Source organism: Thaumasiovibrio subtropicus (assembly GCF_019703835.1).
Classification (GTDB): domain Bacteria; phylum Pseudomonadota; class Gammaproteobacteria; order Enterobacterales; family Vibrionaceae; genus Thaumasiovibrio; species Thaumasiovibrio subtropicus.
Genome location: NZ_AP023054.1, coordinates 696,486 through 713,028, shown reverse-complemented (window position 1 = coordinate 713,028; position 16,543 = coordinate 696,486). Strand labels below are relative to the sequence as shown.

Genomic DNA, 16,543 nt, shown 5'->3' with positions numbered 1-16,543 from the left:
TGGGAACCGACCAAACATGATGTGGTTTAAAAACATACTCGCCTATCGTTTTAGCAAAGATGTCGATATCAATGCTGATGAACTAGAGAAGCAACTGAGCGAATTCCGCTTTACTCCTTGCGGCAGCCAAGATCAGCAAAAATATGGCTGGGTCACTGCAATGGGTCGACATGGCGACATGATGACGCACGTCTCGGGTAACAACATTCTGATCTGTGCACGCAAAGAAGAAAAAATGCTGCCGGCATCGGTTATCAAGGAGTCATTAAATGCCAAAGTCGAAGCGATGGAGCAAGAGCAAGGGCGACCGCTAAAGAAGAAAGAAAAAGATGCGCTCAAAGACGACATCATCATTGATCTACTGCCGCGCGCTTTTAGCCGAAATAGCCAAACCTATGCGCTCATTATGCCTTCTGAAGGCTACATTTTGGTAGATGCGGGTAGCCATAAGAAATCCGAAGAGCTACTAGCACTGCTCCGAAAATCAATGGGGAGCCTACCGGTTATCCCAGTAATTGCCGAGAAACCCATTGAACAGACGATGACCGAATGGGTACGCAGCCATCAGTCACCAGCTGGCTTTGTCATGGGTGAAGAAGCTGAGTTTAAAGCCATTCTAGAAGAAGGCGGGGTTATTCGTTGCAAGCAACAAGATCTGACAAGCGATGAAATCCTAGCGCACATTGAAGCGGACAAAGTCGTCACTAAGCTAGCGCTAGATTGGCAAGAGCGTATCAACTTTATCCTCGGTGAAGATCTTACGATAAAACGAGTGAAGTTCTCCGATGAGATTAAGGATGAAAATGATGACATCGACCGAGAAGATATCGCTCAACGTTTTGATGCCGACATGTCACTTTTCTGTGGTGAAATGGCCGTTTTTCTGCCTGCCCTGTTTGAAGCACTTGGCGGCCTAGAGGCGCGCGACTAACCAAGCTGATCAACGGGAGAGCATCGCTCTCCCTACTTACACTCAAGCGACCTCGAGATACAGAATTTAGAAACGGGCTAGCGATTCCCTGATGCTTTGCCACTAAACGATGACACCGCTTTCTTTACCTGCTTTTTTGGTGAGAAATTCGCCGATATACCCCTTTTTATTGCGCGGCTAAAGCTGTAAAATCCAGCCTCCTTCCATACCACCAGGTGGTATGGCCTGATTTGCAATCAGATTAATCGAGACAAAGAGCAATGTTTACACCAGAACTACTTTCGCCTGCGGGCAGCCTTAAAAACATGCGTTACGCTTTCGCGTATGGTGCAGATGCGGTTTATGCTGGCCAACCACGTTATAGCCTTCGTGTTCGTAATAATGAGTTCAATCACGAAAACCTCAAGATCGGTATCGATGAAGCTCACGCGCAAGGTAAAAAATTCTATGTGGTTTGCAATATTCAACCGCATAACTCAAAGCTAAAAACCTTCATTCGTGACTTAAAGCCTGTTGTAGATATGGGGCCAGATGCGCTCATCATGTCTGATCCAGGTTTGATCATGATGGTGCGAGAAAGCTTCCCTGACGTTGCGATTCACCTTTCGGTTCAAGCAAATGCCGTGAACTGGGCAACGGTGAAGTTCTGGGCCTCTCAAGGTGTCGAGCGCGTCATTGTTTCACGCGAGCTTTCGCTTGAAGAGATTGAGGAAATTCGTAAACAGTGTCCTGAAACTGAGCTTGAAGTTTTCGTCCATGGCGCATTATGTATGGCGTATTCGGGTCGTTGCCTTCTGTCTGGTTACATCAACAAACGCGATCCTAATCAGGGTACATGCACCAATGCTTGCCGTTGGGATTACAACGTTGAAAAAGCAACTGAAAATGACGCAGGCCAAATTGTTGAAATTCAAGAGCCTGAAGCACGTCCAGACAATACATTAGGACTGGGTAAACCTACTGACGAAGTGGTCTTGCTTGAAGAGGGTCGCCGTCCTGGTGAAAAAATGGCAGCATTTGAAGATGAGCATGGCACCTATATCATGAACTCAAAAGATCTTCGCGCTGTTCAGCACGTTGAACGCCTAACTAAAATGGGCGTCCATTCTCTGAAAATTGAAGGCCGTACTAAGTCGTTCTACTACTGTGCACGTACCGCGCAGGTTTACCGTAAAGCTATCGATGATGCTGTAGCTGGCAAGCCATTTGATGAAAACCTGATGGGCACACTGGAGAGCCTTGCTCACCGTGGCTATACCGAGGGCTTTTTAAAGCGCCACAACCATACTGAATACCAGAACTATGATTATGGCTACTCGGTCTCGGATGCACAGCAGTTTGTTGGTGAATTTACCGGCAAGCGTCGCGGCGACCTTGCTGAAGTCGAAGTAAAAAATAAATTTGTTGTCGGTGATAGCTTGGAGCTAATGACACCGAAAGGCAATGTCATCTTCACACTCGAAACGATGGAAAACCGTAAATCTGAAGTGATCGATGATGCCAAAGGAAATGGGCATTTTGTGTTTATCCCTGTTCCCGCTGATATGGATCTGGAGTACGGCTTGCTTATGCGTAATCTTAATACTGGCGAGAATACCCGTAATCCACACGGTAGCTAATCCATGGCATTACTGATTACCGATAAATGCATCAACTGTGATATGTGCGATCCTGAGTGCCCAAACGGTGCTATTACTATGGGCGAGGAGTTCTACGAGATCGACCCAAACCTCTGTACTGAGTGTAAAGGGCACTACGAGAAGCCGACATGTCAATCAGTTTGCCCAATCACCAAATGCATTATCGTGGATCCAGACAATGTTGAAACAGAAGAAGCACTGCTTGATAAGTTTGTGCAAATTCAGGGGCTAGCATAAGCCCCCTTTCAGCACTTAAGATCCAGTCAATACAGCCTCACATTGTTGAGGCTTTATTTTTACCACACGCGCTGGCTTCTGATTCCCTCGAAGCTCTTTTACCCCACTTTGCTGCTGCCCTTGCTCCTTCGGCGGTGCTTTTGGACGCCAAGAATAAAGCTCTTTGCCACAGCCGTCTCCAGGAGGTGGTGCCGCTTGGTTTTTACAGTACGCATCGCCTTGTGGGCAAGTGAGCCTGACATGCATGTGCGAGGTGTGCCCATACCATGGACGGATCTTACGCAACCAGCTTCGATCTTCCCAAGTCCCTCTGCAAAGAGTTTCCTTAATCACTGGATGGACAAAAATCCGCGACACTCTGACATCTTCTGCCGCAAAACGAACAATGTTGGCATGATCCTCAGTCCAATTTTTAAACTGAATGCGATAGTTTTTCAAATCCACCATATTGAGCGCAGATAAGGACTCTCGCTCTTGCAACGACATCTTTCTATCTGCCATTAACATCCAAATATCCGCATCTAAGCCCGTTTGATGACTCTGATGACCGGAAACAAAATTACCACCACGCGGCATGGAAATATCGCCAATCAGAAGATCATCGATGCCAGCCCGATTGACCCGTTTACCTAAATCTTGCAAAAAGGTGATCATGTTCGGGTGGCCATAATAGCGCTCACGAGATGTTCGAATAACTTGATAACCTTCACCATCTAACGGCAATGGCTGTCCGCCCGAAAGACAGCCATTCGCATAAGAACCTATCGCACTACCTTCTCCGCTCGTCGGTTTGGTAACATGGTGCCACTCTGATGCCATAGCACCACTTGAAAGTAAGGCTAACCCTAAAGCCATTGCTCTCATTCACTACTCCCTATGCGCAGCGCCCGTTAAGGCATCTGCTTATCCAAATTCAATATTGATGTCGCGTTACTCACACTCGTTGCCAACACATCAACGACGCCAGATCGCAGTGCACCAAGTAAAGCTAGAGCCTTACTCTCTTCTGAAGCAACGGCAATGACCGTTGGAATGCGTCGTAGTTCATCGATACTGAGACCAATCACTCGCCCATTCATACTGGTATCCACGGGTTCACCTCGCGCGTTAATAAAGTCATAACCCGCAATGTCACCTACAACACCGCTCTTAATTTTGGCTTCAATGATCTCTTGCGACGTAAACCAACCTAATTTCACCAAATGGCTCTTTTCATTAAGATCACCGACACCAATTAGCGCTATATCTGATTTTCTTGCCCGATCAAGGCTGCCTTTCACCGTTGAATTACGCATAAAAGCCAGCTTGATCAGCTTATCGTCAACATAAGCGGGGGCGTATAACGTCTCACTATTACCCCCATACTTTTTCGCTAACTGACGACAGATATGATCCGCGTTGATATCACTGCCTTCACCATGAATACCGCCAATGCCTGATATAAAAATGCAGGTTTTTTGAGGTACAACCCCCACGTGCTTTGCAACTGCAGCAACGTTTCGTCCCTGACCTGCCGTTACGACCGTGCCTTCACGAATTTGAGAAGATAAATAGTTAGATGCCAAGCTCGCAACCTGCTCACGTTGTGACTCATCATCAGGCTGATCCAACGCGATAAGTGCTCGCTTGAGCTTAAACCTTTCCTTAAGCTGCTGCTCTAACTTGGCACTAAAGACGGGGTGATATTTCACCGTAATTTCAACGATGCCCTCTTCTCGGGCTTTCTTCAACAGTCGGCCTACTTTCACTCGAGACAGTCCAAACTTTTTCGCTATGGCTTCTTGAGTATCACCATCTTGGTAATAGGCAACGGATATTTCAGTTAACAGTTCGCTGTCAACAGGGGCATTATCTACAGGTTCCACGTCACTACTTCGCTACTGATTATCGGTGAGTTATGGTTGTCATCTTGACATCCCAATAGGCATAACTTGGGTATCGAGCCTATATAGTAGCAAAAAAAATTGAGACTAAAGGGCTAATCCGTAAGGGTAAAAACGGCAAACAAAGAAGGGAGAATAGAAAAGGGAGCCGCTAAAGGCTCCCATTAAGAAGGGTAGGTATAACCTAGAAGGCGTAAGAGGCACTCAATCGAATATCTCGACCGGCTTGAAGTGTACCCGTTGCGATAGCATTGCTTTCTGCATAGCTCGCGTGATCACGGTACGCTTTATCGAACACATTTTTCACGGTGAATGTGACCTTCAACTCGTCCATGGTGAGAGGTTGCCATTGCGCATAGACATCATGAATCGCGTAACCCGGCTTTTCGTCATACCCTTCAGCAACATCGGTCAAACGCTCTACATAGTTCCCGGTATAACCGATACTTAAGCTATCTATCACGTCATAGTGCATGTCCAGTACCCAAGTATCACCGATAGATGTACCAATGCCCTTATTATCATCACTCAGTGGCTCGCCATTGAGTTCAGGGCGAGACTGGCTGTAACTTAGGCCCAGTTGAAAATCTTCCCACCGATAACGAGAGCTCAGTGAGAAACCAACGTTTTTCAAGTCTCCATCATTTTTTAGAACTCGTGGCTTAACAGAATAGTCTTCAACCACAACATCACTAATATCGGTTCGGAAGATGACGGCAGAAAGGTTAAAGCCACCTCGATGCCAGCGTACACCAAACTCGCTATTCTTCGCGCTCTCTTCTTTTCGATCTGGGCTACTTTTAGCGCCGTCGAGCTTAAAGATTTCACGTACTTGTGCGCCACGAATGGCCTCTGCGTACGAAATGTAAGCCGTCACATTAGATGGAAAACTGTATTGGAGTAGTGCATTAGGGCTAAAGCCCTCATGCTTAAACTCAGCACCCGTTGTCTCTTGCAAACGATACGTATCAAATCGCCCTCCGACACTAAACAACAGGTTATTGGTGAGTTCGAAATCACCTTGAATATAGTTACCTAACACTCTCCCCTTATCAGATTCAACGCCATAAACGGGACTAGATAACGTACCTTTGTCACGGCGAAAATCTACACCGTAAACAAGTTTTAGCGCGCCAACTACTGAGGTAAAACGCACATCGCCACCTGAAGTCTCTGCCGTACCACCAAAGTCTCCCCACGGGCCATCCAAATGATCCAGCGTCGTATCAGTGTTGTAAAGAGTCGCGTCTAAGCTAAAACCACCAATGTGGCTAGGCTCATACAAAAAATTTGCAGTATAGGTTCTGCGGATCATTTCTTGATCGAAAGGAATATTCTTCTTACTTGGCACCCATTGAGGACGGTGATAACGCGTCGCTTCATCCCCCCGCTGTTCGAAGCTCAAAGTTAGCTTGTGCTCTTCTGTGATATCTGCGACCAGCTTAACCAAACCCACCTTGTGCTCAGAAGCGGTATGCGGTTGTTTGTACCCAGTACCGTCTTCAAAATCATCATGATCGCTGTAGATAATTGTCGCCAATGCACTGACATTATCGGTTAAGTATCCATAACCGCTCGCACTGGTTTTTACACCGTCTGTATTACTAAAGTAGCCAGCCTTGAGCAATGCACCCGCACGTTGATCACCGGACAGTAAATCTTCAGGATCTTTGGTTTTAAAACGTATTGCGCCACCTAATGCGCCCGGACCGTCTGTTGCGCGACCAGCGCCTGCAGAGATCTCAACTTGCTTAAGTAGTTCTGGCTCAATCGATAATCGCCCTTGGTGGTGATACAGATTACCGGACTGCGTCGCACCATCAATTTGAACATTGAGCATGTTATCTTCAAGACCGCGGACATAAATCTTTTGAGAAACACTGGATCCGCCGCCAACCGAAACATCCGGTTCCGTTCTGAAAATATCATTAAGTTCATTTGCCTGACGCTGTTTAAGCGAAAGCGCATCAACATGAATACTCGCGTCTTGAATACGCTCGGCTTCTACAGTGACAACCTCATCGGACGCCAGTGTTGGTGAAGATAATGCTCCTGTTATTGCAAGCGCCAAGAGAGAAATTTTTGGTGAACGACCGTGTTTCATAAATCCTTTCCAGTAATGATAACTATTATCAACAATTGGAGGGTATACTCTATTTATCGGTGTTATCAGTAAAGGACTTTTACAACTGTTACATCAATATGTAAGACAATAACCAACACCGTGGACAGTGCGGATTCTCTCAGCCTCTAGACCAGCTTCTGTCAGCTTTTTCCGTACACGGCTAAGATGCATATCCAAAGTACGATCATGCGGTGTCAGCGCCTTCTGCAACACGCTCTTATACAAGAACGCCTTATCTAAAACTTGCGTTCTATGCGTCGCCAGTACCCAAAGCAAACTGAACTGTATCGGAGTCATCGCGACCGTTGTTCCAGAAACTTTTACAATGCTCTTGCGTCTATTAAGGTAGAGGTCTTCGAGCAACATTTCGTGACGTGATAAAGCAACAGAGACCCGCTGTGAGCGCCGCCATGTTGCAACAATACGAGAAGGGAGTTCTTGCAAGTGTTTAGGGCCTGCTACATAGTCATCCCCCCCACGCTCAAAGCACTGATTACATTGCGCCAGTGAGTATTCGTACACTAAAACTAATACAGGTAATGTCGAGTAGATACGGATACGTTCAAGCAACACATTGCTTAGATCTGTAAATTCTTCATCGCCGATCACGATGACATCATATTCATCAACAAACGATTCTACGTCGCACAGTTGTGAAAATTGCTTGTGTGTTACGACAAAATCACCGTTGTTCAAGGTGCTTAAAAAAAATGCCAAACTATACCCAGGATAATTCGCATCAAAGGCATCAGGCGTCGCCAACAAAACGCGTTTCTTATCAAAAATATTTTCAGTAGATAGCATTTTCTCACCATGAAACAGGCTATTAATTGATAACCAAACTATCAAAAATGCGTTGAATTATAAAGTAATGGTTATAAGAAGAGGCGCTAATGAATCCCTCTTAAGACCATCGAGAATGAGCGGTACTCTTTTAGACCAAAATCAAACACAGAGAGCACAGCTAACGATTGAGTGGCTCCAAAACGAAGGGCTGGGCTTGCGCACAAGCGGGACTCATGCCGCAGGCTCGTGAGAGTCCCTTTTCCATGCTGCAGATAGCAAAAAACCTCGTCTTTCGTCGGGGACGCCTAGTCGAGGCTTCTTAAGAAGTGGCGGAGGGCCGAGCTCGCGTACAGCGGGATTCATTCGCCTGCAAGGCGAACATATCTCTCTCAGACGTAAAAAAGCCCGAGTCAAAAGACTCGGGCTTAGTATAAGTGGCGGAGGGCCGGGCTTGCGTACAAGCGGGACTCGAACCCGCGATTGCCTTCGGCAGCGTGACAGGCCGCTTCTTTCAAGGTAAAAAGCTAACCAACTGAACTACCGCTCTATACTGCACATACAAAAAGTCCCCAGCATTGCTGCTAGGGACTCAATGATTGGCGGAGTGGACGGGACTCGAACCCGCGACCCCCGGCGTGACAGGCCGGTATTCTAACCAACTGAACTACCACTCCGCACTAATTTGGAGCTTGGCGATGTCCTACTCTCACATGGGGAGACCCCACACTACCATCGGCGCTATTGCGTTTCACTACTGAGTTCGGCATGGAGTCAGGTGGGTCCACAATGCTATGGTCGCCAAGCAAATTTTGTTCAAACTAGGAAAACTGATTCGTCTTGCTCTCAACACATTCAAGCGCGATTAAGTCCGATAAAACACCTTGGGTGTTGTATGGTTAAGCCTCACGGGCAATTAGTACAGGTTAGCTCAACGCCTCACAACGCTTACACACCCTGCCTATCAACGTCGTAGTCTACGACAACCCTTTAGGACAGTTAAACTGCCAGGGAGAACTCATCTCAAGGCTCGCTTCCCGCTTAGATGCTTTCAGCGGTTATCGATTCCGAACTTAGCTACCGGGCAATGCGTCTGGCGACACAACCCGAACACCAGAGGTTCGTCCACTCCGGTCCTCTCGTACTAGGAGCAGCCCCTTTCAATTCTCCAACGCCCACGGCAGATAGGGACCGAACTGTCTCACGACGTTCTAAACCCAGCTCGCGTACCACTTTAAATGGCGAACAGCCATACCCTTGGGACCGACTTCAGCCCCAGGATGTGATGAGCCGACATCGAGGTGCCAAACACCGCCGTCGATATGAACTCTTGGGCGGTATCAGCCTGTTATCCCCGGAGTACCTTTTATCCGTTGAGCGATGGCCCTTCCATTCAGAACCACCGGATCACTATGACCTGCTTTCGCACCTGCTCGACTTGTCAGTCTCGCAGTCAAGCGGGCTTATGCCATTGCACTAACCTCACGATGTCCGACCGTGATTAGCCCACCTTCGTGCTCCTCCGTTACGCTTTGGGAGGAGACCGCCCCAGTCAAACTACCCACCAGGCACTGTCCTCACCCCGGATAACGGGGCCAAGTTAGAACATCAAACATACAAGGGTGGTATTTCAAGGATGACTCCACGCTATCTGGCGACAACGCTTCAAAGTCTCCCACCTATCCTACACATGTAGGCTCAATGTTCAGTGCCAAGCTGTAGTAAAGGTTCACGGGGTCTTTCCGTCTAGCCGCGGGTACACAGCATCTTCACTGCGATTTCAATTTCACTGAGTCTCGGGTGGAGACAGCGTGGCCATCATTACGCCATTCGTGCAGGTCGGAACTTACCCGACAAGGAATTTCGCTACCTTAGGACCGTTATAGTTACGGCCGCCGTTTACCGGGGCTTCGATCAAGAGCTTCGACCGAAGTCTAACCCCATCAATTAACCTTCCGGCACCGGGCAGGCGTCACACCGTATACGTCATCTTTCGATTTTGCACAGTGCTGTGTTTTTAATAAACAGTTGCAGCCACCTGGTATCTGCGACTCCCGTTAGCTCCATCCGCGAGGGACTTCACCGACAGGAGCGTACCTTCTCCCGAAGTTACGGTACCATTTTGCCTAGTTCCTTCACCCGAGTTCTCTCAAGCGCCTTGGTATTCTCTACCCGACCACCTGTGTCGGTTTGGGGTACGATTCCTTACAATCTGAAGCTTAGAAGCTTTTCCCGGAAGCATGGCATCAATGACTTCACTGCCGTAGCAGCTCGACGTCGTATCTCAGTCTTAGGTGTCCGGATTTGCCTAAACACCCAACCTACATACTTGAACCTGGACAACCGTCGCCAGGCCCACCTAGCCTTCTCCGTCCCTCCATCGCAATTGTAAGAAGTACGGGAATATTAACCCGTTTCCCATCGACTACGCTCTTCAGCCTCGCCTTAGGGTCGACTTACCCTGCCCCGATTAACGTTGGACAGGAACCCTTGGTCTTCCGGCGAGGGGTTTTCACCCCTTTATCGTTACTCATGTCAGCATTCGCACTTCTGATACCTCCAGCATGCCTTACAGCACACCTTCAACAGCTTACAGAACGCTCCCCTACCCAATACACATAAGTGCATTGCCGCAGCTTCGGTTTACTACTTAGCCCCGTTACATCTTCCGCGCAGGCCGACTCGACCAGTGAGCTATTACGCTTTCTTTAAATGATGGCTGCTTCTAAGCCAACATCCTGGCTGTCTGAGCCTTCCCACATCGTTTCCCACTTAGTAGTAATTTGGGACCTTAGCTGGCGGTCTGGGTTGTTTCCCTCTCCACGACGGACGTTAGCACCCGCCGTGTGTCTCCCGGATAGTACTTACTGGTATTCGGAGTTTGCAAAGGGTTGGTAAGTCGGGATGACCCCCTAGCCTTAACAGTGCTCTACCCCAGTAGTATTCGTCCGAGGCGCTACCTAAATAGCTTTCGGGGAGAACCAGCTATCTCCAGGTTTGATTGGCCTTTCACCCCAGCCACAAGTCATCCGCTAATTTTTCAACATTAGTCGGTTCGGTCCTCCAGTAAGTGTTACCTCACCTTCAACCTGCCCATGGCTAGATCACCTGGTTTCGGGTCTACACCCTGCAACTGTACGCCCAGTTAAGACTCGGTTTCCCTACGGCTCCCCTATTCGGTTAACCTTGCTACAGAATGTAAGTCGCTGACCCATTATACAAAAGGTACGCAGTCACCCCGAAGGGCTCCCACTGCTTGTACGTACACGGTTTCAGGTTCTATTTCACTCCCCTCACAGGGGTTCTTTTCGCCTTTCCCTCACGGTACTGGTTCACTATCGGTCAGTCAGGAGTATTTAGCCTTGGAGGATGGTCCCCCCCTATTCAGACAACGTTTCACGTGCGCCGTCCTACTCGATTTCACTGATAAGGGATTGTCGGTTACGGGGCTATCACCCTGTATCGCGGCACTTTCCAGAGCCTTCACCTAATCCCAAACCAGCTTAAGGGCTACTCCGATTTCGCTCGCCGCTACTTTCGGAATCTCTGTTGATGTCTTTTCCTTCGGGTACTTAGATGTTTCAGTTCCCCGAGTTCGCCTCATAACGCTATGTATTCACGTTATGATGACCGCTTATGCGGCCGGGTTTCCCCATTCGGAAATCCATGAGTATAGTGACTCTTACCGTCTTCTCATGGCTTATCGCAGGTTAGCACGTCCTTCATCGCCTCTGACTGCCAAGGCATCCACCGTGTACGCTTAGTCACTTAACCATACAACCCCAAGGCGTCTTTATTTCACTTTAGAAAGTGAAGACACATAGGCGTATGGCAAACAACCAAGGTTTACATGTTTTCGCCGGACTCAATACAAGACACTTGAATGTGTTTGTTGTATTTACTTGCGTAAATACGATTTGAGAACTTGTTCATTTTTCAATGAACGATTCAATCTATCGATTGAATTTACTAGTCAGCTTTCCAGTTTGTTAAAGAGCATGTGAATCTATCAAAGACCACTTTTTAAATATTCTCTGCGAGAAAACACTTAAAGAGTGGTGGAGCTAAGCAGGATCGAACTGCTGACCTCCTGCGTGCAAAGCAGGCGCTCTCCCAGCTGAGCTATAGCCCCACAATAAGTTTCTTAGTTACCACTTCGCTTAGCCCAGTCAAGTTTGAAGCGAGAAGCGCAGTGTGCGATAGCACATGAGCATCGCAGCTATCAAAGATGACGCCGGATAAGTAGAAGTGGTGGGTCTGAGTGGACTTGAACCACCGACCTCACCCTTATCAGGGGTGCGCTCTAACCACCTGAGCTACAGACCCACTAAGAGTACTCTAGGTTTGGGCACCTAAAGTCTTATTCTTTCACATTACGACCAAGCAATCTGTGTGGACACTGCATTTAACAGCAGTCTTATCGTTAAGGAGGTGATCCAGCCCCAGGTTCCCCTAGGGCTACCTTGTTACGACTTCACCCCAGTCATGAACCACACCGTGGTAAACGCCCTCCCAAAGGTTAAGCTATCTACTTCTGGTGCAGCCCACTCCCATGGTGTGACGGGCGGTGTGTACAAGGCCCGGGAACGTATTCACCGTAGCATTCTGATCTACGATTACTAGCGATTCCGACTTCATGGAGTCGAGTTGCAGACTCCAATCCGGACTACGACGCACTTTTTGGGATTCGCTCACTTTCGCAAGTTGGCCGCCCTCTGTATGCGCCATTGTAGCACGTGTGTAGCCCTACTCGTAAGGGCCATGATGACTTGACGTCGTCCCCACCTTCCTCCGGTTTATCACCGGCAGTCTCCCTGGAGTTCCCACCCGAAGTGCTGGCAAACAAGGATAAGGGTTGCGCTCGTTGCGGGACTTAACCCAACATTTCACAACACGAGCTGACGACAGCCATGCAGCACCTGTCTTACAGTTCCCGAAGGCACACTCGAATCTCTTCAAGCTTCTGTAGATGTCAAGAGTAGGTAAGGTTCTTCGCGTTGCATCGAATTAAACCACATGCTCCACCGCTTGTGCGGGCCCCGTCAATTCATTTGAGTTTTAATCTTGCGACCGTACTCCCCAGGCGGTCTACTTAACGCGTTAGCTCCGAAAGCCAGTGTTCAAGACACCAACCTCCAAGTAGACATCGTTTACGGCGTGGACTACCAGGGTATCTAATCCTGTTTGCTCCCCACGCTTTCGCATCTGAGCGTCAGTCTTTGTCCAGGGGGCCGCCTTCGCCACCGGTATTCCTTCAGATCTCTACGCATTTCACCGCTACACCTGAAATTCTACCCCCCTCTACAAGACTCTAGCCTGCCAGTTTCAAATGCGGTTCCGAGGTTAAGCCCCGGGCTTTCACATCTGACTTAACAGACCGCCTGCATGCGCTTTACGCCCAGTAATTCCGATTAACGCTCGCACCCTCCGTATTACCGCGGCTGCTGGCACGGAGTTAGCCGGTGCTTCTTCTGCAGCTAACGTCAAATCTAGCAGGTATTAACTACTAAACCTTCCTCACTGCTGAAAGTACTTTACAACCCGAAGGCCTTCTTCATACACGCGGCATGGCTGCATCAGGGTTTCCCCCATTGTGCAATATTCCCCACTGCTGCCTCCCGTAGGAGTCTGGACCGTGTCTCAGTTCCAGTGTGGCTGATCATCCTCTCAAACCAGCTAGGGATCGTCGCCTAGGTGAGCCGTTACCTCACCTACTAGCTAATCCCAACTGGGCCCATCCTAACGCGAGAAGCCCGAAGGTCCTCCTCTTTGCTCCGTAGAGATTATGCGGTATTAGCCATCGTTTCCAATGGTTATCCCCCTCGTTAGGGCAGGTTCCCAGCCATTACTCACCCGTCCGCCGCTCGACGCCCTTAACGTCACCCGAAGGCTCAGTTAAGTCGTTTCCGCTCGACTTGCATGTGTTAGGCCTGCCGCCAGCGTTCAATCTGAGCCATGATCAAACTCTTCAATTAAAGATTTTTGATTTGGACTCAATGAATACTGATATTACTTATTGCTAAGTAATGAATTGACTGTGCTAAGACCGAAGTCTTAATTTGGTCACTAGTATCATTGATGCCACATTTGCTTTCACTTTTAAAAGTGAAGACAAACAGTTTTGACTATCTATTCAACGAGTGCCCACACAGATTGCATGGTCATATTGTTAAAGAACGCTGTTGCCTTACTTGGTAACCCTGCGAATAACGCTGTGTTTTCCGTGACAACGGAAGCGCATTATAGGGATAGATTTTTTGCTGGCAACCCCTTTTTAAGAGAAAATTAAAAAAATGGCGCCAAGCGGATAAAAATCACACAAAGACGCCATTTTTCAATCAAATTTTCACCAATAGCATGAAATTAAAGCTGAGTAGCAATAACTTCATCCTCTTTCACTTCGAGCTTTAAAGGTTTATCCGGAGTCAGCTCTCCAGATAGAATCTGTTGCGCCAAAGGATTCTCAACGAGTTGTTGGATGGCTCGCTTAAGTGGCCGCGCGCCGTAAACTGGATCGAATCCTGCTTGCGCTATTTTTTCATAAACCGCTTCATCAATCGTAAATTCAAACTCTTTCTCAGCTAAACGGTTAGCAAGCTTTTGTAATTGAATCTCAGCGATATGCTGAATATGTTGACCACTGAGCGGGTGGAAGACAACACTCTCATCAACGCGGTTAATAAACTCTGGTCTGAAATGATGACCAACAACTTCCATTACCATGGATTTCATTCCGTCGTAGTCTTGTTCACCAAAATGTTCTTGAATACGATCCGAGCCCAGGTTGGACGTCATAATGACCACAGAGTTGCGAAAATCAACTGTACGACCTTGGCCATCCGTTAAGCGGCCATCATCGAGTACTTGCAGCAGAATATTAAATACATCTGGATGGGCTTTCTCGACTTCATCTAGCAAGATGACAGAATAGGGACGACGACGCACCGCTTCAGTCAGATAGCCACCTTCCTCATAACCGACATACCCAGGAGGCGCACCGACTAGTCGAGCCACTGAGTGTTTCTCCATAAACTCTGACATGTCAATGCGAACCATGGCTTCTTCGCTATCAAACATAAAGGTCGCTAGTGCTTTACAGAGCTCTGTTTTACCGACCCCCGTTGGCCCCAAGAACAAGAAAGAGCCGATAGGACGGTTGGGATCAGCAAGTCCAGCGCGACTTCGACGTATGGCATTCGCAACCGCATCCACAGCCTCATCTTGTCCAATGACACGTTGATGCAGCGCTTGCTCCATTTTAAGCAGCTTCTCTCTCTCTCCTTCGAGCATCTTAGAAACAGGAATCCCCGTTTGACGAGAGAGCACCTCGGCAATTTCTGCGTCTGTGACTTTATTTTTCAACAGACTCATCTCTTGCATTTCCGCCAACGAAGCAAAGTCGAGCTGCTTCTCTAGCTCAGGAATTCGTCCATATTGCAGCTCAGACATACGATTGAGATCACCCGCTCGACGGGCAATATCCATGTCTGTTCTCGCTTGTTCAAGCTCTGCTTTGATGTGCTGAGTACCAGACAGCGCTGCTTTTTCTGCTTTCCAAACTTCTTCGAGCTCAGCGAAATCCCGCTCTTTCTCCATCAACTCAGATTTTAAGCTGTCACTACGTCGACGACTCACTTCATCTTGCTCTTTTTCCATCGCCTGAAGTTCAATTTTGAGTTGAATTATCTTCCTTTCCAACTTATCCAACGCTTCAGGCTTAGAATCTATCTCCATGCGGATGCTTGACGCCGCCTCATCAATAAGGTCAATCGCTTTATCGGGGAGTTGTCGATCCGAGATATAACGGTTTGACAAGCTTGCAGCCGCTACGATAGCTGGGTCTGTGATTTCAACATGGTGGTGAAGCTCATAACGCTCTTTTAAACCACGTAAGATAGCGACGGTATCTTCAACACTAGGTTCATCCACCAGCACTTTTTGAAAGCGTCGCTCTAAAGCCGCATCTTTTTCGATGTACTGTCGGTACTCATCTAATGTCGTTGCCCCAACACAGTGCAACTCACCTCGGGCGAGAGCAGGTTTAAGCATATTACCTGCATCCATTGCCCCCTCTCCTTTGCCCGCACCCACCATGGTATGCAGCTCATCAATGAATAAGATGATATTGCCTTCTTCTTTAGCCAGTTCATTGAGCACGGATTTTAAGCGTTCTTCAAACTCACCACGGAATTTAGCGCCCGCGATCAACGCCCCCATATCAAGAGAGAGAACACGCTTGTTCTTCAACCCTTCAGGCACCTCACCGTTCACAACTCGTTGAGCTAATCCTTCAACAATCGCGGTTTTACCGACACCAGGCTCACCAATGATTACCGGGTTATTCTTGGTTCTTCGTTGCAGCACTTGAATGGTTCTGCGAATCTCATCGTCTCGACCAATCACTGGATCTAACTTGCCCTGCTCTGCACGCTCGGTCAGATCGATAGTGAACTTTTCAAGCGCCTGACGATTATCTTCTGCATTTTGATCGTCGACCTTATTACCACCGCGTACTTGTTCAATTGCCGCTTCCACTTTCGCGGCAGTAATTTGCAACTCTTTAAGTAGCTTTCCTAGCGCCCCTTTGTCTTCAACTGCGGCAAGTATGAATAACTCTGAACTGATGTATTTATCTTTTCTCTTCTGCGCAAGCTTGTCGCAAAGGTTCAGCAACATCCCCATGCCACTCGAAAGCTGGACATCACCACCAATACCACTCACTTTAGGGCAACGATCTAATAGCTCTGATAGACGAGAGCGCAACTGAGCGACATCAACACCCAATAACGTCATTAAGGGACGAATCGTACTGCCATCTTGATTAAGCAATGCGACCATTAAGTGCTCTGGCTCGATATACTGATGGTCACGCCCTAACGCCAAAGATTGAGCATCAGAGATAGCCATCTGAAATTTACTGGTAAATCGGTCAAGACGCATGCGA

At 48.0% G+C, this 16,543-nt stretch carries 8 protein-coding genes, 3 tRNA genes and 3 rRNA genes; 3 read left to right on the top strand and 11 right to left on the bottom strand.

Features of this window, described 5'->3' with window-relative positions; translation table 11 throughout:
* Window positions 1-19: 19 nt before the first annotated feature.
* The 3 genes from rdgC (at window position 20) to TSUB_RS03395 (ending at window position 2,808) form a co-directional block, all read left to right on the top strand.
* Window positions 20-931 (top strand): recombination-associated protein RdgC, encoded by a 912-nt coding sequence (gene rdgC / locus TSUB_RS03405; protein WP_192867878.1) that lies wholly within the window; start codon window positions 20-22, stop codon window positions 929-931.
* A 260-nt stretch (window positions 932-1,191) separates the two neighbouring features.
* Complete coding sequence (gene trhP / locus TSUB_RS03400) at window positions 1,192-2,550, top strand: prephenate-dependent tRNA uridine(34) hydroxylase TrhP (protein WP_087025273.1); 1,359 nt, start codon at window positions 1,192-1,194, stop codon at window positions 2,548-2,550.
* A gap of 3 nt (window positions 2,551-2,553) precedes the next feature.
* Window positions 2,554-2,808 (top strand): YfhL family 4Fe-4S dicluster ferredoxin, encoded by a 255-nt coding sequence (locus TSUB_RS03395; RefSeq protein WP_087025276.1) that lies wholly within the window; start codon window positions 2,554-2,556, stop codon window positions 2,806-2,808.
* A gap of 15 nt (window positions 2,809-2,823) precedes the next feature.
* Here the strand turns inward: TSUB_RS03395 and mepA are convergent, their stop codons facing one another.
* The 11 genes from mepA to clpB form a co-directional block, all read right to left on the bottom strand.
* Window positions 2,824-3,672: a penicillin-insensitive murein endopeptidase gene (gene mepA / locus TSUB_RS03390; protein ID WP_087025279.1), complete on the bottom strand. Its 849-nt coding sequence runs from the start codon at window positions 3,670-3,672 to the stop codon at window positions 2,824-2,826.
* Window positions 3,673-3,698: 26 nt separating this feature from the next.
* Window positions 3,699-4,673, bottom strand: coding sequence for a sugar-binding transcriptional regulator (locus TSUB_RS03385; RefSeq protein ID WP_087025282.1), 975 nt, complete (start codon window positions 4,671-4,673; stop codon window positions 3,699-3,701).
* Window positions 4,674-4,875: 202 nt separating this feature from the next.
* Window positions 4,876-6,795, bottom strand: a complete 1,920-nt coding sequence (locus TSUB_RS03380; protein WP_087025285.1) for a TonB-dependent receptor domain-containing protein — start codon at window positions 6,793-6,795, stop codon at window positions 4,876-4,878.
* 93 nt (window positions 6,796-6,888) lie between these two features.
* Window positions 6,889-7,620: a response regulator transcription factor gene (locus tag TSUB_RS03375; protein WP_087025288.1), complete on the bottom strand. Its 732-nt coding sequence runs from the start codon at window positions 7,618-7,620 to the stop codon at window positions 6,889-6,891.
* 579 nt (window positions 7,621-8,199) lie between these two features.
* Window positions 8,200-8,276 (bottom strand) — tRNA-Asp (locus TSUB_RS03370).
* A gap of 13 nt (window positions 8,277-8,289) precedes the next feature.
* A 5S ribosomal RNA gene (gene rrf, locus TSUB_RS03365) occupies window positions 8,290-8,405 on the bottom strand.
* 89 nt (window positions 8,406-8,494) lie between these two features.
* Window positions 8,495-11,373, bottom strand: a 23S ribosomal RNA gene (locus TSUB_RS03360).
* Window positions 11,374-11,655: 282 nt separating this feature from the next.
* Window positions 11,656-11,731 (bottom strand) — tRNA-Ala (locus tag TSUB_RS03355).
* Between the two features lie 117 nt (window positions 11,732-11,848).
* Window positions 11,849-11,925, bottom strand: a tRNA-Ile gene (locus TSUB_RS03350).
* Between the two features lie 98 nt (window positions 11,926-12,023).
* Window positions 12,024-13,574: ribosomal RNA gene (locus tag TSUB_RS03345) — 16S ribosomal RNA — on the bottom strand.
* Together the 16S, 23S and 5S rRNA genes with 3 tRNA genes alongside form the textbook arrangement of a ribosomal RNA operon.
* A 388-nt stretch (window positions 13,575-13,962) precedes the next feature.
* On the bottom strand, window positions 13,963-16,539 hold the full coding sequence (gene clpB, locus TSUB_RS03340) for an ATP-dependent chaperone ClpB (RefSeq protein WP_087019078.1): 2,577 nt from the start codon (window positions 16,537-16,539) through the stop codon (window positions 13,963-13,965).
* Window positions 16,540-16,543 lie beyond the last annotated feature (4 nt).